21 protein-coding genes and 1 other RNA gene are annotated in these 21,841 nt (G+C 32.3%); 12 read left to right on the plus strand and 10 right to left on the minus strand.

Features of this window, described 5'->3' with window-relative positions; genetic code table 11:
• Together FNW17_RS14380 and FNW17_RS14385 are read right to left on the minus strand one after the other, a co-directional pair.
• On the minus strand, window positions 1-3,132 hold a 3,132-nt coding region (locus tag FNW17_RS14380; RefSeq protein WP_144072003.1), incomplete at its 3' end, for an immunoglobulin domain-containing protein.
• 34 nt (window positions 3,133-3,166) lie between these two features.
• Window positions 3,167-3,682 (minus strand): hypothetical protein, encoded by a 516-nt coding sequence (locus FNW17_RS14385; protein ID WP_143389489.1) that lies wholly within the window; start codon window positions 3,680-3,682, stop codon window positions 3,167-3,169.
• 570 nt (window positions 3,683-4,252) lie between these two features.
• Here FNW17_RS14385 and FNW17_RS14390 point away from each other — a divergent pair.
• Genes FNW17_RS14390 through FNW17_RS14400 form a run of 3 tightly spaced genes read left to right on the plus strand, consistent with a single transcriptional unit; the run spans window position 4,253 to window position 7,781 of the window.
• Window positions 4,253-4,738, plus strand: a complete 486-nt coding sequence (locus tag FNW17_RS14390) for a SixA phosphatase family protein (RefSeq protein WP_144072004.1) — start codon at window positions 4,253-4,255, stop codon at window positions 4,736-4,738.
• 5 nt (window positions 4,739-4,743) lie between these two features.
• Window positions 4,744-6,816, plus strand: a complete 2,073-nt coding sequence (gene ppk1 / locus FNW17_RS14395) for a polyphosphate kinase 1 (RefSeq protein WP_185964766.1) — start codon at window positions 4,744-4,746, stop codon at window positions 6,814-6,816.
• A gap of 35 nt (window positions 6,817-6,851) precedes the next feature.
• The gene (locus FNW17_RS14400; protein WP_143389486.1) at window positions 6,852-7,781 is read left to right on the plus strand and encodes a Ppx/GppA phosphatase family protein; all 930 of its coding nucleotides are present in this window, start codon (window positions 6,852-6,854) and stop codon (window positions 7,779-7,781) included.
• 114 nt (window positions 7,782-7,895) lie between these two features.
• Here FNW17_RS14400 and FNW17_RS16585 read toward each other — a convergent pair whose 3' ends face one another.
• The 3 genes from FNW17_RS16585 to FNW17_RS14415 form a co-directional block, all read right to left on the minus strand.
• On the minus strand, window positions 7,896-8,459 hold the full coding sequence (locus FNW17_RS16585) for a DNA polymerase III subunit gamma/tau (RefSeq protein WP_235893287.1): 564 nt from the start codon (window positions 8,457-8,459) through the stop codon (window positions 7,896-7,898).
• Window positions 8,460-8,548: 89 nt separating this feature from the next.
• A complete protein-coding gene (dnaX, locus tag FNW17_RS14410) occupies window positions 8,549-9,634 on the minus strand; it encodes a DNA polymerase III subunit gamma/tau (protein ID WP_144072005.1) in 1,086 nt (361 codons plus the stop codon).
• 182 nt (window positions 9,635-9,816) lie between these two features.
• Window positions 9,817-10,128 (minus strand): hypothetical protein, encoded by a 312-nt coding sequence (locus FNW17_RS14415; RefSeq protein ID WP_144072006.1) that lies wholly within the window; start codon window positions 10,126-10,128, stop codon window positions 9,817-9,819.
• A 120-nt stretch (window positions 10,129-10,248) separates the two neighbouring features.
• On the opposite strand from FNW17_RS14415, the gene rnpB reads away from it, so the two are divergent.
• An RNA gene (gene rnpB, locus FNW17_RS14420) (RNase P RNA component class A) lies at window positions 10,249-10,559 on the plus strand.
• Window positions 10,560-10,659: 100 nt separating this feature from the next.
• Here the strand turns inward: rnpB and FNW17_RS14425 are convergent.
• Together FNW17_RS14425 and FNW17_RS14430 are read right to left on the minus strand one after the other, a co-directional pair.
• Window positions 10,660-11,256, minus strand: coding sequence for an RsmD family RNA methyltransferase (locus tag FNW17_RS14425; protein WP_144072007.1), 597 nt, complete (start codon window positions 11,254-11,256; stop codon window positions 10,660-10,662).
• Window positions 11,253-12,071 (minus strand): DUF3822 family protein, encoded by an 819-nt coding sequence (locus FNW17_RS14430; RefSeq protein ID WP_144072008.1) that lies wholly within the window; start codon window positions 12,069-12,071, stop codon window positions 11,253-11,255. The genes FNW17_RS14425 and FNW17_RS14430 overlap by 4 nt, the downstream gene beginning before the upstream one ends.
• A 138-nt stretch (window positions 12,072-12,209) precedes the next feature.
• Here FNW17_RS14430 and FNW17_RS14435 point away from each other — a divergent pair, with 138 nt between their 5' ends.
• The 5 genes from FNW17_RS14435 (at window position 12,210) to kdsB (ending at window position 17,247) form a co-directional block, all read left to right on the plus strand.
• Entirely contained in the window at window positions 12,210-13,631 is a 1,422-nt protein-coding gene (locus tag FNW17_RS14435; protein WP_144072009.1) for an ATP-dependent DNA helicase, read from the plus strand.
• 158 nt (window positions 13,632-13,789) lie between these two features.
• Window positions 13,790-14,407 carry a transposase gene (locus FNW17_RS14440; protein ID WP_144072010.1) on the plus strand — a complete coding sequence of 206 codons (618 nt, stop codon included), beginning with the start codon at window positions 13,790-13,792 and terminating at the stop codon, window positions 14,405-14,407.
• 60 nt (window positions 14,408-14,467) lie between these two features.
• Entirely contained in the window at window positions 14,468-15,298 is an 831-nt protein-coding gene (gene ygiD / locus FNW17_RS14445) for a 4,5-DOPA-extradiol-dioxygenase (protein WP_144072011.1), read from the plus strand.
• Between the two features lie 128 nt (window positions 15,299-15,426).
• Window positions 15,427-16,422 (plus strand): hypothetical protein, encoded by a 996-nt coding sequence (locus FNW17_RS14450; RefSeq protein ID WP_144072012.1) that lies wholly within the window; start codon window positions 15,427-15,429, stop codon window positions 16,420-16,422.
• A gap of 99 nt (window positions 16,423-16,521) precedes the next feature.
• Window positions 16,522-17,247, plus strand: coding sequence for a 3-deoxy-manno-octulosonate cytidylyltransferase (gene kdsB / locus FNW17_RS14455; protein WP_143389478.1), 726 nt, complete (start codon window positions 16,522-16,524; stop codon window positions 17,245-17,247).
• On the opposite strand, the gene FNW17_RS14460 is transcribed toward kdsB, so the two are convergent.
• Both FNW17_RS14460 and FNW17_RS14465 read right to left on the minus strand, forming a co-directional pair.
• Entirely contained in the window at window positions 17,248-17,958 is a 711-nt protein-coding gene (locus FNW17_RS14460) for a potassium channel family protein (protein ID WP_144072013.1), read from the minus strand.
• A 67-nt stretch (window positions 17,959-18,025) separates the two neighbouring features.
• On the minus strand, window positions 18,026-18,691 hold the full coding sequence (locus FNW17_RS14465; RefSeq protein WP_143389476.1) for a spermidine synthase: 666 nt from the start codon (window positions 18,689-18,691) through the stop codon (window positions 18,026-18,028).
• Between the two features lie 60 nt (window positions 18,692-18,751).
• Here FNW17_RS14465 and FNW17_RS14470 point away from each other — a divergent pair, with 60 nt between their 5' ends.
• A complete protein-coding gene (locus tag FNW17_RS14470) occupies window positions 18,752-19,309 on the plus strand; it encodes a 1-acyl-sn-glycerol-3-phosphate acyltransferase (RefSeq protein WP_143389475.1) in 558 nt (185 codons plus the stop codon).
• A gap of 1 nt (window position 19,310) precedes the next feature.
• On the opposite strand, the gene FNW17_RS14475 is transcribed toward FNW17_RS14470, so the two are convergent.
• A complete protein-coding gene (locus tag FNW17_RS14475) occupies window positions 19,311-19,790 on the minus strand; it encodes a helix-turn-helix domain-containing protein (protein ID WP_144072014.1) in 480 nt (159 codons plus the stop codon).
• A gap of 311 nt (window positions 19,791-20,101) precedes the next feature.
• Here FNW17_RS14475 and FNW17_RS14480 point away from each other — a divergent pair, with 311 nt between their 5' ends.
• Complete coding sequence (locus FNW17_RS14480) at window positions 20,102-21,256, plus strand: M14 family metallopeptidase (RefSeq protein ID WP_144072015.1); 1,155 nt, start codon at window positions 20,102-20,104, stop codon at window positions 21,254-21,256.
• Between the two features lie 39 nt (window positions 21,257-21,295).
• Window positions 21,296-21,775 carry an Lrp/AsnC family transcriptional regulator gene (locus FNW17_RS14485; RefSeq protein ID WP_103807030.1) on the plus strand — a complete coding sequence of 160 codons (480 nt, stop codon included), beginning with the start codon at window positions 21,296-21,298 and terminating at the stop codon, window positions 21,773-21,775.
• The last annotated feature ends 66 nt before the right edge of the window (window positions 21,776-21,841 follow it).

A 21,841-nucleotide genomic window follows, 5' to 3' on the forward strand; every position in this document is an offset into this window, starting at 1 on the left:
ACCCGTTACAATCCAAGCACAAGTAGCAGTATCAAAAGAAGCTGATTCATAACAAGCCAATGTCGGTTGAACAGGTTTAGGTTTCGGTGCTGATGTTCCTGAACCTAAAGCACTGATACATCCATTAGCAGTTGTTTGTTTTACTGTGTATATTGCTGTATCGGTTACAGTTATAGATGCTGTTGTAGCATTGTTACTCCACAATAAGTCTCCTGTATAATTAGAAGCGGTCAGCACTGAACTTTCACAATTATTAACTACAGTTACAACTGGAGCTGCCGGAGTAGCATTAATAGTTAATTTAACAGGAGTTCGAGTCAAACTACTACAAGTTCCATTTGAAGCTTGAGCATAGTAAGTAATCGAACCAACAGTATTTAGAGTAGGACTAGTAACTAAAGCCCCACCAGTTGCTTCGGTATACCAAGTGATGTTTTGACCAGTTGCAGTAGCCGTTAAAGTTTGAATAGGCGAAGCTTCACAAACAGTTTGCTCACCGTTACAAGTTGGGGCGGCAGGATTATCATTAGTGGTAACTATAATTGGGACTTTCGGTCCAATACAAGTTCCAGATGCAGCTTCAGCTACCCAATAAGTTATCGATCCAACAGTATCTGTTGAAGGAGTTATTGATAATTGAGGAGTTCCTGTCTCAGAAGTAAAATAGTATAAAGTGTAAGGAGGTGTGTGAACAGTTGCAGTTGCAGATAATGGTATTGCAGTAGCACCTTTACAATACTCTATATTTGACACTGTTACTGGTGTTGTACTAACATTAGTAACTGTTATAGTAAATAGGAAGTTACACTCTACGGCTGCACCTGGCGGAAGAGCATAATACTCAACTGATCCAGGAGTTGTAGGAAATGGATTTGAAATAGTATATTCTATTGTTCCATCTTGATTAAAAAATCGAGATCCAGAAGGAAAGCCAGAATTTATATCAGTAATTGGAATTGAAGAATCTGGATTACAAAATACAAAATTTCTTATTGGAGGTGTATTTTGACAATTTTGATTCACATAATTTGTTGCATTTACACTTATATTGAGAGGATTCAATATCGGCTCGCCTAAACAATTTCCTGTTTGGTTAAAGCCTACGTAAAATGGTTTATTGCTAAAATTAATTCCTGTTGTTGCACCAGTACCACCAATGTTACCTGAAATTGATACAAATTGTGAGCAAGCAGCATTTTTAAGAATAGAACAATCTGTTGTTACTTTTACTTTAAATGAAAAGTCTGCAAGAATTGTATCGGGGTTAACAGGTAATGGTAGTGTTCCTAAATCAAAAACAATGGAACCTTTTGGACCTAAACTAGGATCAAAATAATAATTGTTTGGTGAAGGAAGTGGAGAGAAATTTACATTTTTTGTTAAACTTCCAGGCACAAAATCTACCATGTAAGGAATTGGAATGATTAATTTTGTATTGTTAATTGCCTCAGTTCCTTTGTTGAAAATATTAGTTTTAATACCTATTTCATCTCCAGGCAATACAGATGATATTGAGCCAAGGACTGGAACACCGTTTAAAGAAGACCCTGCTAATATTGCCTCAGCGACTGGAGTGTAGGCATCTACTGCCATAGCAATTGCAAAAATAGAATAAGTGTCTCCACTTGTGCCAAATTTAAAATTTACTGAAGTTTGATTGTTTGTAATTACTGAATTCCCAGCGTTTGGAATAGTAAACATACTAAAATCTACCCCGGTGTTATTTTGTAAATTTGGATTTCTTGCCCCTCCTACAATGATTGAAGAATTAAAGAAATTTGTTGCTGAATTACCAGAATGACTTAAACTCATATAACTAGCATCGCTGACTTTTTGAATTTGAAAATAATCACCTGTAAAATTAACATCTCCCTCACTGGCCATTAAACCTAATTTCAATCCAACATTTCCAGTTTGAACCGTATTAAAACCTGAAACGGGTAATGTAAAACCTGTAGTGTTACTAGCCTGTACATAAGCATAACCATCAAAAACAGTTACGTCTCGATATTTCATTTTAGAATTTTCGTATATTACGATCATACCCCAACCACCAGAATAACCAGTTCCTCCTGGATTTCCTTCAAGTAAAGCAATATCAGCTGCTGTATATACACCAATACCATGCGAACGGACATAAGATGTTACTTCAGCGTATGCAGTATAAATATCATCGTCACTACCAGAGGGATAATAAATATCATTCACATTAGCTGTCAATGTTGTATCGATACTTGCACCAGGACCTTTTAATAAAATCTTTCTTTTATCAAAGGTTTTTGTAATGGTTGTAGAAGTAACTGTTCCAGATACATTTACTGATGCCAATGAAGTATTTCGAACAGCAGTATTATTTGATTGAGTGATGCTGGTACTTCTTGTGAGTGACTTTATAGTCAAATTTATTGTTCCATTAGCAATAACATAAGGAGTCGTAAGTGTGGCTATAGCGGTTGTACCAGATATTACAATAGTTACAGGAACATTAACAACAGCTCCGCCATTTACTGATAGTGTGACTGTAGTAGGGGATGTTGTATTAGTATAATTAAAAACATAACTATTAGTACCATTAGTAAAAGTATAAATAGGACTTGTATTTGTATTACTTGGATTAGGATTATTTCTACTAACGGTTAGTGTGTAATTTGTATTTGATATGTTATTATTATGAGTAACATTTAAATTATCATTAATTGATTGTGTATAACTAGGAACCGTTTTGTCAGCTGTAAAAGTTGAATTTGGACATGATTTCCCTGTCCAATACAAACCAGCAAAAATGATTTTTGAACAAGTTGGGTCTGCTCCATTTTCAGTAGATAAAGCTAGGGTAGATGATGAGGAATTCCATGTATTTGGGTTGCCATCAACATCAACATACATCATTTGAGAAGTATTATTATTAACGGTGTTAGTATAACTTTGAGGAGTTAGGTTGGTATTTCCTAACATTGTAAAGTCACCTTGAATGTTATATATTTTCTTAGTAGGAGTATAAGATGAAGTTCTTTGAGTATAAGCTTTTTTTACTTGAGCTTCGGCAGTAAATACATTTCCAAAAAGAAGTGCAATTAGTATAATTAAATACTGAGGTTTATAATTTATCGATTTAAAGTATAAATTCTTCATAATGATTTATTTTATATTTTTTCTATAGTATTTTTTATTCACCTAAATTTATTTTATAAAAAATACCGTATTGTTCATCATAGTTGCCAAACATTTTTGCAATGTTTTGTTCAGTAGTGTTAACACTAGAAACGATGTATATATATTTCAATTTATGAAAATCTGAAAATAGAGATAAATCAATGTTCGAATTCAGATCGTTTGAATTGTTGATCTTAATAATTACAATTTCAATATCACTATTTATTAAACTCGCACTCGATATTCTATTCAAAGAGATGATATCAGTGTATAAGTTTCGGGGCTTTTCCCCAAATGTTTTTACATTTCCAGAATTGAAATAAACGGAAGATTGCAGTTTATAAACTAAATCTTCCACATTCTGAGCATTAGAAAAACTCGAAGGAAAATTTTTCTCTATAAGTTTTAAAGAGGACACATAGGCTTTCAACTCCATAACTGTTGGAGTTACAGAATTTCCATTTTGAGCAACACTTTTAAAAGGTAAAAAGGAAAAAAAAGCAAGAGTAAATAGTAGAAATGTTTTCATAATCTTCAATTTAAGGCTAAATAATTGGTTATATTATTAAAATAAGTAGGATTCAGTAAGCTAAATTAAATATGATATATCGATTTGATACTTTTTTTCCACCAATTACATAAATACTCGGTGAAACGACATTTTAATTCTTTTTTTATCCTAATTAATTGCAAATATTTTGAAATATTTTTGTGTTTTAATAACTATATTTTTGTGATTTCAATTCATTTATTTAATCATAAATATTGAACTCTATAACTTAATTATAGCATTTAACAATTCAAAACTAATTCAAAAAATGTTACTTTCAACAAAAAACATCGATTAAATACAAAAAAACACTGTTTAAATGCAAAACAACAACATTAAATAAGTTTAATACCACATAATAATTCAGTAAAAGACAAACTTAAACAATTGTTAAAAACATCTTGTAATACAAAAGCATCAAAAATCTCGAAATAAATACTATTTTAGTAATTCTGTTTCTCAAATTAACTAATAAATAAAACATTGTTTATTTGATTTTTTTGTATAATCTCTTAAAGTTTAAAAACAAAAACGTTATCTGTAAAAGACATGAAAAATTTAATTATTATTCGACACGCAAAATCTAGTTGGAACATTCCTTGTCAAGATATTAAAAGACCGTTAATGCAAAGAGGAATTGATGATGCAAATTTGGTCGCTATCGATTCTTTAAAATATTTACCTAAAAATTTTGTTATTTATTCTAGTTCAGCAAAAAGAGCCCGTCAAACAGCAATAATTTTTGCGGAAACTATTTTATATCCCATAGAAAGTATCATTTTTACAGATGATCTTTATACTTTTGACGAAAATAAACTTGAGAAGATTATCAAATCAATTGGTAATGATTTCGAAAATGTTATTCTTTTTGGGCATAATGAGGCAATTACAAATTTTGTTAATAAATTTGGAGACATTTTTATAGATAATGTTCCCACATCAGGGCTAGTTTGGCTGCAATTTCAAACTGATAATTGGGAAAAAATAAATAAAGGCAAAACGAAAAAAACAATATTCCCTAGGGATTTAAAATAATTAGAGTGCATAAATACAAATATATCGAAAGAGAAAAAAGTTGGTTAAATTTTAACGCAAGAGTGTTGCAAGAGGCTGCTGATGATGCAGTTCCTTTATTAGAAAGATTGCGTTTTTTAGGCATTTTTTCCAATAATTTAGATGAATTTTTCAGGGTTCGTTTTGCAGCTATAAGAAGGTTGAGTTTGTCTGGAATATCTGGCAAAAATCTTTTTGGTGGTATTTCAGCTCAACAATTATTAAAGGAAATTACTGAAATTGTTATTCAACAACAAACCGAAAGTTTGCGGATTTTAAACACCATTGAGGCCAAACTCGAAACCGAAAATATATATATTATTGATGAAAATCATATATCGGCTGATCAAGCAATGTTCTTAAAAGACTTTTTTATTCAAAAACTAAGTCCAGAATTGATTACCATAATTTTAAATGATTTGGCCGAATTCCCAATATTGAAAGATTCTGTGGGCTATTTAGCGGTAAAATTAGTGATGAAGAAAGACGCTGAAGTGCATTATGCAATGATCGAAATTCCGAATACCATAAATCGATTTGTTGTTTTACCTTCCAACGATGAAAAACAATATGTAATTTTACTCGACGATGTGATAAGACAAAATTTGGGGAGTATTTTTAATATTTTCGATTACGAAAGTGTTTCAGCTCACATGATCAAAATTACTCGTGATGCTCAGTTAGAAATGGATAGTGATTTGAGTAAAAGTATGCTCGAAAAAATTGCTTCGAGTGTCAAAGACAGAAGAATTGGTGAGCCAGTTCGTTTTATTTATGATGAATTAATCGAAGAAGACATACTTACATTTATTTTAGATAAAATGCATATAATTTCTTCTGATAGTATTATTCCCGGAGGAAAATACCACAATAGACGCGATTATATGAAGTTTCCAAACCTTGGAAGATACGATTTACTATACACAACAAATCATCCTTTACCAGTGCCGGGGCTAAATCTCGAAGGAAGTATTTTAGAGAAAATTAGTAAAAAAGATTATTTGATTCATGCACCTTATCAGTCATTTTCATATCTTACTAAGTTTTTACGCGAAGCCGCTTTGGACCCTAAAGTAACTTCAATAAAAATTACTTTATATCGGTTGGCCAAAAATTCACAAATAATTAGCTCTCTTATTAATGCTGCCAAAAACGGCAAAAAAGTTACCGTTCAGATCGAATTGCAAGCTCGTTTCGATGAAGCCTCCAATATATCTTACGCAGAACAAATGCAAACTGAAGGTATCAATCTTATTTTTGGCATTAAAGGGCTAAAAGTACATTCTAAAGTTTGCGTTATAGAAAGAGTTGAAGAAGATTCCATAAAGCGTTACGGTTTTATTTCTACTGGAAATTTCAACGAACAAACAGCCAAAATTTATACCGATGTAACTCTTTTTACAAGTCATCAACAAATTCTAAAAGACGCATCCAAAATTTTTGAATTTTTTGAAATCAATTATCGACTCTATAGATACAAACATTTAATCGTTTCACCACATTACACCAGATCTCGATTTACCAAAATGATTGATCGCGAAATTGCCAATGCGTTAGGTGGAAAGGAAGCGTATATTAAGTTAAAAATGAATAGTTTATCTGATTTTGAAATGATTGATAAATTATATGAAGCGAGTAATGCCGGGGTCAAAATAAAACTCGAAGTAAGAGGAATTTGTTCATTAATACCCGGTTTGCCAGGTATGAGCGACAATATTGAGGCCATAAGTATCGTTGATAATTATCTTGAGCATTCTAGAATTTATATTTTTGGAAACGAAGGAAATCCTGAAGTTTATATTTCATCAGCGGATTTTATGACCAGAAATCTCGATGCCAGAGTTGAAGTGACTTGTCCTATTTATGACGAAAAAATTAAAAAAGAATTGATAGATATTTTTGATATTGGATGGCAAGGAAACGTGAAAGCCCGTTATCATTCAGAAAATTTGGACAATAAATACAGAGTTCGCAACGGATATGAACCTGTTTTTAGAGCTCAATTCGAAACCTATAATTATCATCAGAATAAAGTAGGAGTTATTAACGGGAATGTTTAATTAGAAGCAGTTCCAAAAAATGAAAATTAGAATTAATGTTAAACCCATCTTTGATTAATCCAATACAAGAGGAAACTCTAAAAATTAAAAAATACGCTGCAATTGATATTGGGTCTAATGCAATGCGTTTATTAATCACTTATATTGTTGAACAAGAAGGAAAAGAATCCCAATTTAACAAAAACTCCTTAGTTCGTGTTCCGATTCGTTTGGGACAAGATTCCTTTACAGTTGGTGAAATTTCGGAAGAAAATATAGACCGAATGATTGATGCTATGAAAGCTTTTCGTCTTTTGATGAAAGTACATAAAGTTGAAAAATATAGAGCTCTAGCAACTTCGGCAATGCGTGAAGCTTATAACGGTCAAGAAGTTGTTGAAATTATAAAAGAAAAAGCAGGAATCGATATTGAAATAATTGATGGAAAAAAGGAAGCAATTATAATCGCTTCGACAGATTTGCATCATCTTCTAAAATCCGACAAAACTTATTTATATGTCGATGTTGGTGGTGGTAGCACTGAATTTTCTCTGTTTTCTAACGGTAAAATTGTAATTTCAAAATCATTCAAAGCGGGAACTGTTCGTTTTTTGAATAATATGGTATGTGATATTGTTTGGGATGAAATGGAAAAATGGATTAAAACCAACACCAAAGATTATGATGAAGTAATCCTAATTGGTTCTGGTGGAAACATTAATAAATTATTTAAAATGTCTGGGAAATTACAAGACAAACCAATGTCCTATATTTATTTGAATTCCCAATATACTTTCTTAAATTCCTTGACTTACGAACAAAGAATCTCCGAATTGAGTTTGAATCCTGACCGTTCCGATGTAATTATCCCTGCGACTCAAATCTATCTCAATGCAATGAAATGGAGTGGAGCCAGAAATATTTATGTTCCAAAAATTGGGCTTTCCGACGGAATTGTGAAGGCAATGTATTACGGAAAAATATAGGTTACCTGTTCATATACAGAATAAATAAATCGCAGATTCGCAGATTATGTACATCTATTGAAGTGGTAAATCTGCGAATCTGCGGTAATTTTTTGGGTTTAAAAAGGATATATTTTAAATATCCAAATCAAAAGTTTTTTTCAACAACTCTAAATTAGGGTTTATTTCATTCAAACGGTTGAATTTATCTTTAGGCGTAAATGCAAATTTATTTTCTACTTTTTCATTCACAACTACATCAATGGTAATATCATGATTGTGAAGTTTACCTCTTAAATAACCCAAAAGTTCCAGTTTTTCCGATTCAAATTCAATCTTCGTACTATCGTTTGGCAATTCGTGAGTGATGGTTGTGCCTTCTAGTTTTGGGTCACCAATCAACAAAAGCGATTCCATAATTTTATGACCTCTGTCACCTAAACGTTGCGCATATTTACTCCATAGCAACAACATATCCGTTTCGTTAAAAGCTTCTGTAGGAAGTTGAACGTCTTCTTTTACAATTCCTCGAGTACTTTCCAATAATTCTCTTTTGGCTCGAATACTCGAAAGAGACAATGCAGAAAATTTTGGACCTTCAGGAAGGTTTGTAGCTGTTGCTTTTGGAGTTTCGGTTGAAACAACGACATCAGAATTGTTACTTTCTACTTTTGGTTCTTCAACTTCGGCCTTCTGCAAACTGGTAACTGAAGACTGTGGTCTGCTATCTGTAACCTGTTTGGTTTCAACAATAGAATAATCTGTTTTCCTAAAATAAGTGGGTGGAATTATAAATTGCTCAACTTTTTTTTTTCTCCATCAAAGGTGATGGAGGCTAGTTGCATCAAGCAAAGTTCAACAAGTAGTCGCTGATTCTGACTCACTTTGTATTTCAAATCACAATCATTGGCAATTTCGATTCCTTTCAGCAAAAAGTCTTGAGAAGCCTTTTGACATTGAATAGCGTATAATTTTTGGGCTTGTTCTCCAACTTCTAATAAGGATAAAGTAGAAGGCGTTTTCGACACCAATAAATCTCTGAAATGAGTTGCCAAACCGGATACAAAATGATGTGCATCAAAACCTTTGGCAAGAATATCATTGAAAGTAATCAGTAATTCTGGAATTTTATTTTCCAAAATTAAGTCGGTTACCGTAATATAAGTTTCATAATCGAGAACATTCAGGTTTTCGGTCACAGCTTGACGGGTCAAATTGTTGCCACAATAGGAAACTACTCGGTCAAAAATCGATAAAGCATCACGCATCGCACCATCGGCTTTTTGAGCAATAATGTGCAAAGCGTCGTCTTCGCAAGTCACGCCTTGGCTAAAAGCAACTTCGGCAAGATGTTCTTTGGCATCTTTTACGGTAATTCTTTTGAAATCGAATATCTGACAACGAGAAAGTATCGTTGGAATAATCTTGTGCTTTTCGGTCGTGGCCAATATAAAAATGGCGTGTTTTGGCGGTTCTTCCAACGTTTTGAGGAAAGCGTTAAAAGCTGCCGAAGACAACATATGTACCTCGTCTATAATATAAACCTTGTATTGTCCGGTTTGTGGCGGAATCCGAACTTGGTCAATTAAACTCCGAATATCATCAACAGAATTGTTAGAAGCGGCATCCAATTCGAATACATTGAAAGCAAAATCTTCGTTTGGATCGTCATATCCAGGTTGGTTGATTTTTCGAGCAAGAATTCTAGCGCAAGTTGTTTTACCAACGCCACGAGGGCCAGTAAACAATAGTGCAGAAGCCAAGTGATTGCTTTCTATGGCGTGCAACAAAGTGCTGGTAATGGCTTTTTGTCCCACAACATCATTAAATGTTTGCGGGCGATATTTACGAGCCGATACTACAAATTGTTCCATAGATTTTTATTGGTTAGCAAATATAGGATTTTTGTTGATTTATTTATTTGGTAATTTGTTTATTTGAAGAAAATCTTTTCCTTAATAACATCAAAATAAGGATTGAAAACAATAGCATATTGATAATCAAAGAAATGATTGTCACTTTGTCTTAGATTGTGTTTTTTTTGATTTATGAAAAACTAAGTTCTAAATCGCTTGCTATTTCCTTGAATACATAATTGAGCCAAAACAGTGGCTGCTTCACTTTCTGAATTGGCCGAAAATCCCGCAACATACACACCTCTTTCACCAGATTTAGAAGTTATGCCATAAACTACAGCTTCTTCATCGGGATCGGAATCGCCTTCATAACGATAGACGTGTTCTATTTCATAGCGATGTGGATTTTCTTGAATGGTTTCATCTTGAAGGTTAAAATCGTGGATGAAACCTTTTTTGTTCAGTTGTTTCAAAGCTTCTGAAACAGTGGCATAATGATAAATAGGTTTCATAATACTATTATTTTGAGTTAATGCTTAAAGGTAACTATTTTAATATAAACAGATTGTAAAAGTATTGTTAAACTCAAGTACTTAAATAATTGGAAACGATATTAATTATAGTAAATTTGCATCGCAGACCGCCTTATCGCCGCGATTTATCGGGGAGGAAAGTCCGGACACCACAGAGAAGCATAGCGGGTAACGCCCGTCGGTTCGAGTAATCGGATTAGGACAAGTGCAACAGAAAGTATGTACAGGTAATGCTGTAGTGAAACCAGGTAAACTCTATGCGGTGAAATTTCAAGTATATCGGCATTTAAGGGTTCTCGCCCGTTGTCGAAGGGTAGAAAGATGGAGCGCGTGAGTAATTGCGTGCCTAGATAAATGATAAGGCTCCAATTTATTGGGGACAAAATCCGGCTTATAGGTCTGCTTTTTTTATTTTGTCATTGCGAGGAACGAAGCAATCTCATATCGAGAGCAACTAATGCGATTTCTCCCTTTGGTCGAAATGACAAATCTTGTAAAAAATCAATAAATTTATTCCTCTTCAGAATCCTCGAACAACTCTTCATCATCGATTTCTTCGTCAGTAGATTTACCAATTTCAAAGAAACTAAAAATAGAACCACCATAACTTTTCTTGAAAGAGAAGTGAATCAAATGATCGAGTTTCGTGTATTTAGAATGTTCGATAATCATCATACCGTCTTCCTGAAGTGTATTTTTTTCGAAAACAAGTAAGACAATTTTGTCAAAGGTTTTCTGGTCAAGTGCATATGGGGGATCTGCGAAAATTATATCGTAAGTTGCCTTATTTCTTTCTAAAAAAGTAAAAACATCACTCTTTGTTGCTGCAATATTAAAATCATATTCGGTGGCCACTTGTTTGATAAATTTCACGCAACCAAAATCGGCATCAACTGATGTGATAGGAGTACTGCCACGAGAGGCAAATTCGAAACTTATATTTCCAGTTCCGGCGAATAAATCCAGTATTTTCAAGCCTTCAAAACTGAAATGGTTGTTCAAAACATTGAATAATGCTTCTTTCGACATATCGGTTGTGGGGCGAACGGGAAGTCCTTTTGGCGGAAAAATACGTCTTCCTTTATATTTACCTGAAATGATTCTCACGATTGGAATAAAATAAAATGTTTCTGATTTTGGGCAGTTGAAAAGGAATTGTTTTTTTGCAAATTCGATACATCAAACAAAGACACATTTCGAATGTATTTGAAAGCCAATTGATAAAAATCGTCTTCCTCGGCAATGGTTCCCAATAATTCCAGTTTGAAATTCTCGGGATTCATATTCAATTGTTCGGCAGTGAAAAGCAAATAGTAAAGAAAATCTTCCGGAGTTTGATATTCGAAAGAATTGAATAAAAGCAACTTTTGATTTTGAACGACAATAATCTCAAAATGACCTGAATTGAAATTCACAATCATCTTTTTATCATCTATATTTTTAGAAGCTTCTAAAAGTTTGGCGACCAAAATACTGTTGGCGTGTTTGTAATCGAAAGAGCCAAATTGGTCTATGAAAAAATTATTGATATTCACATACGGAATGTAAACAGCATTCATTTGATAATTTGGAATTTCGTCGAAAGCAAAAAAATCGGTTTCGAAAACCTTCGTATTGTATTGCAAATAACTACCTAAAAAGTGCTCGTCAAAAAGTGGTTCAGGAACAAATGTCGAAAGATTGTTGTTGTGAATCACCAATATTTCATCATAAGAATCCTTTAGTTCGGCGTTCTCTCTGAAAGCTTCGCCAAACAATTCTTCGATTTTGGTAGCTTTGTGAAAGGTATCAAAATGGATTTCCTTCACTGAAAGCACCTTGTGATTTAAAGTATCAAAAACACAAAACGAAAGCCCTGTCAAGGAAACTTGAAGCGAGAGTTTTTTGTATTTTTTATCGGTAATGGTAGTGTTAACAGACATAATTGCAAACTTACAAATTTATTTTATAGTTTAGAAGTTTAAAGGTTTAAAGGTTTAAATGTTTAAGACGTACACTTTAAACTTTTAAACCTTTAAACTCTATAACTTTTTCTTTACTTTGCAGTCAAATTACACCAAATGGAATCCTCCTTGTTTTATAGTCTTTTACTGAAAAAATTCCCTTTTAAACCAACCTATAAACAGGATATATTTTTCCAAAAAATCGCAATTTTCTTGACCGAAAAAGACAATAACACGATTTTTGTCTTAAAAGGATATGCTGGAACAGGAAAAACGACGGTGATTTCGACAATCGTAAACAACTTGATTGACATCAACAAAAAATATGTTTTACTCGCGCCAACAGGTCGTGCGGCCAAGGTAATTGCCAATTATTCAAATAAACCCGCTTTTACGATTCATAAGAAAATCTACTTTCCCAAGAAATCTTCCGGTGGTGGCGTTTCATTTACCTTGCAACAAAACAAACATACCAACACGATTTTTATTGTTGATGAAGCTTCGATGATTTCGGACACGAATTCGGATTCTAAGTTGTACGAAAATGGTTCTTTGCTCGATGATTTGATTTCTTATGTCTATTCAGGAACGAATTGTAAAATGATTTTGTTGGGAGATACTGCGCAGTTGCCTCCCGTGAATTTGGATATTAGCCCGGCTTTGGACATTCAAACTTTGGGTATGAATTACAACAAAGAAGTCGAACACATTGAGTTAGACGAAGTAATGCGTCAAGAAGAAAACTCCGGAATCTTATATAATGCTACAGAACTTCGAGAGTTGTTGAAGGATTCTTTCATTACTGAATTCCAATTTGACCTCAAGAAATTCAAGGACATTGTTCGTTTGGTAGATGGTTACGATATTCAAGACGCCATAAATTCCTCCTATAGTAATTATAGTATCGAAGACACCGCTTTTATCGTTCGTTCGAATAAAAGGGCCAATCAATATAATGAGCAAATCCGTTCGAAAATTCTCGATAAAGAAAATGAATTATCTACAGGAGATTTTTTGATGGTGGTCAAAAATAATTATTTCTGGCTTAAAGACTCCGATGAAGCAGGTTTTATTGCCAATGGTGATATCATCGAAGTCTTGGAAATTTTCAATATTAAGGAATTATACGGTTTCAATTTTGCCAAAGTAAAAATAAGAATGGTCGATTATCCGAACCAAAAACCATTTGAAACGGTTTTATTATTGGACACCATAAAAAGTGAATCGCCGTCCTTGACATACGAAGAATCGAACCGATTGTATCAGGAAATTTTGAAAGATTACGAAGGTGAAACCAAGTTCAAACAATTCCAAAAAGTAAAAGCCAACGAATATTTCAACGGCTTACAAGTCAAATTTTCGTATGCCATTACGTGTCACAAATCGCAAGGTGGGCAGTGGAATACCGTTTTTATCGAGCAACCGTATTTGCCTGACGGAATCAATAGAGATTACATTCGATGGTTGTACACTGCAATGACTAGAGCTAAAAATAAATTATATTTGATAGGATTTAAAGACGAGAGTTTTGTGGAATGACGCACTGTAGAGACGCGATTTATCGCGTCTAAAATTAGTTGGGAATATTAATATTGCATATAAAATTTATTGATATTTATGTGAGACGCGATAAATCGCGTCTGTACTAAGGAATCCCAGCTAAGAAATCCCAGAATTATATAAAAAAGATTCAAATTATGGCAGAAAAATTCCAAAATAAATATAGAGTTCCATCGGCCAGATTGCAAAATTGGAATTATGGTGCTAATGGTGCCTATTTTATTACGATTTGCACAAAAGAAATGCAGCATTTTTTTGGAGAAGTTGTTGATAAAAAGATGATTTTAAATTTGGTAGGAGCATTGGCAGAAGAATATTGGACAGAAATACTAAAACAATTTCCTTATGTAGAATTAGGAAATTTTCAGATTATGCCCAATCATATGCACGGAATATTGATTATTGATAAATCCGTTGTTGCGGTAGAGACGCGATTTATCGCGTCTAATTTGGGTGAGAGAATTGATGATGTCGATATTAGTGAGACGCGATTAATCGCGTCTGTACCAGAGAAAGATGGAATTGGAGGATTTGCTGGAGAAAATAATCCGATGTTAGCGGATAATATATCTAGAATAATTCGTTGGTACAAAGGAAGATGTACCTTTGAAATGCGAAAAAAAAATCCAAATTTCGGATGGCATTCCCGTTTCCACGATCATATAATCAGAAATTCAGAATCATTTGAAAGAATACAAAATTATATAGAAGAAAATCCAGCGAGATGGGAAGAGGATAAATTTTATAAAAAATAATTCGCCACTGTACAGACGCGATTTATCGCGTCTGTATTATATCTCAAAAAAATATTCATTATGAACACCCTAAACGATCTAAATAAAATATCAGCCACTTTTTCGAACACCGAAAAAATGCCGGTTTTATTTCTGGGACACGGAAGTCCTATGAACGCTATCGAGGAAAACGAGTTTGTGATGGGTTTTCGAAATTTGGCCAAAACTTTGCCACAACCCAACGCCATTTTGTGTATTTCGGCACATTGGTTTACTAATGGAACCAAGGTCACCGCGATGGAAATGCCCAGAACGATTCACGATTTTGGAGGTTTTCCACAAGCCTTGTTTGAAGTGCAATATCCTGCTCCGGGAAGCCCAGAATTAGCATTAGAAACTAAAGAATTATTAAAGCCAGTTGACGTAGAACTAGACGAACATTGGGGTTTGGATCACGGAACCTGGAGTGTAATTAAACACTTGTATCCCGAAGCGAATGTTCCTGTAATCCAGTTGAGTATTGATTACACCAAATCGCCACAATATCATTTTGAATTGTCAATGAAATTAATCGATTTACGCCGAAAAGGCATCTTGATAATTGGTAGCGGAAACATCGTTCATAACTTGAGATTGGTTGATTTTCCAAATTTTGACAAAGACAATTACGGTTACGATTGGGCGATTGAAGCCAGAGAAACCATAAACAATTATTTATTGGACGGCAATTTCCAACCGCTTATTGATTATGAAAAACAAAGCAAGGCATTACAAATTGCGATTCCCACACCAGACCATTATTTGCCCTTGATTTATACCTTGGGATTGAAAGACAAAACCGAAGAACTGAGTTTGTTCAACGACAAATTAGTGGCAGGTTCGTTGAGTATGACTTCGGTGAAGATTATGTAGATTGGTTTTGTGGGAAAATGGTATATTTGGAGAATTAATAATTAGTTATTGAAATCATTTTATTCTTAAAAGATACTATATATGAGTTTACAGAAATATTTTCATATCAAACGAAAACTTAAATAAAAATGGTAGGAATCACATATAGAAATACAATCACAACACTTCCAAATTGGGTAAAAACTTTACATATAGAGCATCCGCGAGGCTACGCTTATGAAACTGAAACTCATTTTGTTCATTTTTATGGAAGAGATAAAGGCTTTTATATAATTTCTATTGGTTTAACAGTTATAGAAAAAAAAGAAGGGACTTTAATTGATTGGGTAACAAGAGTATTTGGAGCTGAAGAAATTGAAAATTTAGAACTAGAAGTTGGACATTCTACAAAAGGTGTTTGGCGACCATCATTATATTATTATGAAGACACTTATCAAGCACTAGGAGTAACAGAAAATGAGATGAGATTATCAGAATATTCGTTAAGACTATTAATTCAAAAACTTGATGAAATATTCCTTTATATCGAGCCAGATGTTTTATCTTTAAATACCTATAGTCACAAAACTAGAGAATTATTAATATTGGCCTGTACTGAAGTTGAAAATTTTTGGCAATATTATATGAATCAATCGGGACAAAGGCCTGTAGGACGAAATTATACAACTAAAGATTACGTTAAATTATTGCACAAATTGCACTTGAATGACTTTGAATTTACTCTAAAAACCTATTCGAGTATATCAGCTATAAGACCTTTTGAAAACTGGAATTCATCTGCTCCAACAACAACTTTAACTTGGTATGATGCATATAATAAAACGAAACACGATAGAGACACACATTTTTCACAAGCAACATTGATAAATTGTATAAATGCAGTCGTTGCAAATTTAATAATGCATTGTATAAAGTTTAGTCCATTTCCAATGTTTGAACAGACAAATATATTTTCATCACTAATAAACCAACATTTCGAAGCAAAATTTTTAAATTGTAATCCTAAATCTTTCTATATTCATAAAATACAAATACCCGAAGATACAACGAACGATATTTTTGTCTTTGATCCTAGGAAAAATAAATTTAACGTGCCTTTTATTATAGAATCATTAATATTATAAAATGTATATTTCGAGTTAAATTGAGCATTTTGCTTTTGACCATAATTAAAATAAAAACTTTGCGACCTAGTGCCTTCTTGGAAAAAAAATATATAAAAAATGAAAATAATAGCAGTCATTCCCGCACGTTACGCCTCAACTAGATTTCACGCCAAATTAATGGAAGACCTAGGAGGAAAAACCGTGATTTTAAGAACCTATGAAGCCGCCAAAAAGTCCAACCTTTTTAATGACGTTTTCGTGGTGACCGATTCTGATTTGATTTATAAAGAGATAACTTCCAATGGTGGTAAAGCCATTATGAGTATCAAGGAACACGAATCAGGAAGCGACCGAATTGCCGAAGCGGTCGAAAATATGGAGGTGGATATTGTAGTCAACGTGCAAGGCGACGAGCCTTTTATCGACACAGAAGCTTTAGAAAAACTGATTGAAGTGTACAAAAACGACACTGATATGAAAGTGGATTTGGCCTCCTTGATGTGCGAAATAAAAGAAGAAGCCGACATCAATAATCCAAATAATGTGAAAGTCGTGGTGAATCAAAATGGTTTTGCCTTGTACTTTTCACGTTCGGTAATTCCGTACCCGAGAGAAGTAAATGTGGGCGTTCGTTATATGAAACACATCGGGATTTATGCTTTCCGGAAACAGGCTTTGATGGATTTCTACAATCTTCCGATGAAATCAGTGGAAGCATCAGAAAAACTGGAACAATTGCGCTATCTGGAATTTGGAAAAAGCATCAAAATGGTCGAAACTTCGCATATTGGAATTGGTATTGATACAAAAGAGGATTTAGAAAAAGCAAGAAAATTGATGTAATTAGGATTCGTTTTCAATATCAAAATAACCTTTGGACTTGATTTTAGTAGAGAAAAAATTCAAAAACAAGACCACAAAAATCAAAAACAAAAAGGCTTGGATTGTTGCTAATACTTTTCCAATGGTTGTAACAGGGAAATAATCACCATATCCTATAGAGGCCGAATTGATGGTGCTGAAATAAATAGCGTCAAACCAATGATTAAAAGGTTGGTTCAAATAATTTCCGCAGGAATACAAAACCCCAAACGAAAATATAATTTCTATATAATTAAGAAAAAGCAACAACATTGACCTTTTGTAAGAGCGTGGTTTCGAAAACATATCAGAAGCAAAAATTAATGTTGGGATATATAAAACCGTTTCTAATAACACATAAATCATTATCCAAATTACATATTGATTGCTTTGACAATGATAAATTAATATCAGCAATGGAAAACTAACCTTGAGCAAAACATAGAAATCCAAAGCTAAATCTCGATATTCATAGCCTTTTAAACTAGCTAAATATTTAATATAAACACCCGGAAAAAGTAATTGTGAAGTTGAAAGAAACAAGCGTACAATTTTTTCTATTCCATTGTCATCTTGATGGTTGTTGTTCCAAATCGCCTTAATATTCATAATGCGTTTCTGTACAGGATTATACTCGGGTTTTGGAATCTTAGACAAATTTCCTAGAAATAATTTCTTTAGAATTGAATTCATAATTACAAGGTTTGAATATCACCTCGAATTTACAAAATAAATGCTTAACTTTTATTACAAATTGCTATTAAAAGTTACTTTCAATTAGAATTAATTCATTCGTTTTTTTTATTTTGCTAAATTTTGTCACAGTATATTTTTTAGTGTCAAAATTTTTTAGATAGTCTGAATTAAGTTGTTTTTGCTTCGCATTTAATAGCATTGTATTAAAAAGGATGACGCCTTTGGGTTTTAATAAAAAACAAATTCGGTTAATAAAAAAGAATTCAAATAAAAAATCAGGCATTTTTGCATCTTGAAAAACGTCAATAATTATTAAGTCATATTTAGTATTAGTTTTCAAAACATATTTAGAGGCGTCATCGATAATTATTTCAAGATTTGGAATGTCGTTGAGATGAAAATAAGTGTTGGCAATTTCAATTACAGATTTGTCAATTTCGACTCCAGTAATTTTTCCTTTATAATGAATTTCATCAACCAAAGTATGAATTACACTGCCACCAGCAACACCTAGTACAAGAATAGAATTCATCGATTTAATTTTTTCGAAACCAATATTTCTCAATCCTATTCTTAGAATACCTTGTAAATTCCCATACGAATAATTTGTATTCTCACTGTCTAAGACTAATTTTCCGTTGTTCCAAGTTACTTCTAAGCTATGACTAATAACAGAAACTTCTTTAAAAATGGTGATGGGAATTAAGTAGCTAAACAGTTTTTTGAGCATTTGAAGAATTTTTATCAAAAATACAGGAATAATACTAATTTTACCAAAAATAGGTTCTAAATGAAAAAAAGGTTTTACAAATTTATTTTCTTCAAATTAATGAATTGGAAAATTGAAGGCACAATTGATAAAAGTATTATGAAATGTGTTCTAATGATTCTTCCTCACACAAGTTGGCACGATTTCTATCTGGGAATATTTACTAGAGGAATTATTGATTTGGAAATGAATTTTATTGGAAAAAAAGAATTATTTCGTTTTCCATTTGGTTTTTATTTTCGTTGGATGGGTGGAGCGCCAATAGATAGGGTAGGGAGTTTAAACAAAGTAGAGGCCATTGCCAAAATTTTTGAAAAAAGTGATGAATTTCGATTGGCAATTTCTCCCGAAGGAACCCGAAAAAAAATCAGTGAACTCCGAACAGGTTTTTATTATATCGCTTTAAAAGCAAATGTTCCTATAATTCCTGTTGCTTTTGATTTTGGAAAAAAAACAGTAAATATTGGAAAACCATTTTATCCAACTTCAAATTACAATGATGATTTAAAAATTTTATTAAAACATTTCAAAGGTATTATTGGTAAAATACCTGAAAAAGGTTTTAACACTGAATTATAATTTATTCTGCCGAATAGGTTTTAAAAGTTCCGTTTGTATAAAAAATTACAATTCGGTCAATTTCAACTTCCGTTTTATTAATCGAAGCTAATTTTGAATTTGAAAAAAGATTTGGAAGATTTTCTTCCGTCTTATTTTTTGCATTTGAATTTTTTTCAGAGAACAAATCAGTTTGCTTTTCTATTTTAGTTTCAACAATTGCATTGTTAAAAGTTGGAGTGGGTTGAACTCTATTTACTTCATTTTCTATTTCCGATTTTGGAAAAGTTCCCTTTCCATTTAAAATCCAATACAAATCGACCTCAGGAAAAACATCCATAATTTTGAGAATAAAATCTAAACTTGGTTTGTTTCTTCCAGAAAGGAGGTGGGACAAACTCGAACGTTGTACACCTATTTTATCGGCAAACGAAGAGGCATTCAAGCTGTAATAATCCAGAATGTATTCTAGTCTTTTTATGAAATCATCAGTGTTTACCATTGTAAATTGTATTTAAAATAATTAATGTTACAAATGTAATTAAAAACAAATAACGAACCAATATTACAGATGTAAATTGTTGATAAAAGATTATTTAACCTTAATTATTAATTTAATTAAAATTATATAAAATACTGATTATTAAATAATTAAATGTCAATATTATTTTTAAGTACATTTGTCAATTTGTACATTGGATGAAATAGAATAACCAATACAATATTTGTTTACAATAATAAATTAAATACTTTTTTTAAGAATTACAATTGTTAATTTAAAGATGTTTACTTTTGTAAAACAAAAATACAACTATGAATTTAGAGCAATTATTCAGTCAATATAAAGAGCCATCAATTAAAGGTCGTTATATTACGTTAGATAATATTTACCCAATTTTAAAAAAATTAAACACAAATAATCAATTAGAAATTATTGGAAAATCGGTTCTTGAAATGCCAATTTATAAGTTTCAAATTGGTACAGGAAAAATCAAATTATTACTTTGGTCTCAAATGCACGGAAACGAAAGTACAACTACAAAAGCACTAATTGATTTTTTGAACCTCTTGAATGGAGATTCAGGGTTGGCTAGAAAGTTACTTAAAACATTTACTTTTTGTGTCATTCCGATGTTAAATCCTGATGGAGCGAAATTATACACTCGCGAAAATGCCAATAAAGTAGATATAAATCGTGATTCAAAAGAGCTGTCGCAACCAGAAAGCAGAGTTTTAAGAGAAGCTTTTGAAAACTTTGAACCTGATTTTTGCTTTAATCTACACGATCAGCGTACTATTTTTGGTGTAGGAAGCTCTAGTAGTCCTGCAACAATGTCTTTTTTAGCTCCAGCTTACAATAAAGAAAGAGAAGTTAATGCGACTAGATTGAAGGTGATTAATTTGATTTCAGGTATAAATGATGTTTTGCAAAATTATATTCCAGGACAAGTTGGTCGATTTGATGACGCATTTAATATAAATTGTATTGGAGACACTTTTCAATATTTAGGTGTTCCAACAGTTTTGTTTGAAGCAGGTCATTTTCCGAAAGATTATTCGAGAGAGGAAACAAGAAAATATGTTTTTGTATCTTTGGTTACGAGTTTTAAAATACTTAGCGAAAACGATTTAGTTAACAATGAATTTGACAAATATTTGAGTATTCCTCAAAATAAAGTTGTTTTTTATGATTTTTTATATAAAAATATCAAAATAAATTATGATGGTATCGAAATAATCACGAATTTTGCTGCACAATACAAAGAAGAATTAATTAACGATCAAATTTGTTTTAATGCTTATATTGTTCATATAAGTGAATTGGATAATTATTTTGGACATTTTGAATTTGATGCTAAAGGCGCACTTTATCAAGATTCTAGTGATAATTTTCCAAAACTAAATCAAAAAGCTAACTTTTATTTAGATAATAATAAAAGGTTTGTTAATGGGTCAATAGTTTTTTAAAGTTTGTAATTGTAGTTATAAATATTAAACTATTGAATTATGAGTAAGTTTCGTTTAGATGAAGTAGACCATCAAATTTTGGATATGTTGATAGACAACACCAGAATTCCTTTTACAGATATTGCAAAAAAATTACTAATTTCGGCTGGAACAGTTCACGTTCGAGTTAAGAAGATGGAAGATGCCGAAATAATAATGGGTTCTTCATTAGTGTTGGATTATGATAAGCTGGGATATTCATTTATCGCTTATGTTGGAGTTTTTCTGAATAATACTTCGCAAACTAAATTTGTTTTGCAACGTATCAACGAAATTCCTTTCGTAACTGTTGCTTCTGTAACAACAGGAAAATTCAATATTTTCTGTAAAATTAGAGCAAAAGACACAAAACATGCTAAGGATGTAATCTTTATGATTGATGATATTGATGGTGTTTACAGAACAGAAACAATGATTTCATTGGAAGAAAGCATTAATGATAAAAAACGCTTAATGCACACTATATTTAAAGATATATAATTCATTTGAACGATATTAAATAATATAACCTCAAGTGAATTCTTGGGGTTTGTTTTTTTAACTTTA

It is taken from the genome of Flavobacterium franklandianum (genome assembly GCF_007097365.1).
Classification (GTDB): domain Bacteria; phylum Bacteroidota; class Bacteroidia; order Flavobacteriales; family Flavobacteriaceae; genus Flavobacterium; species Flavobacterium franklandianum.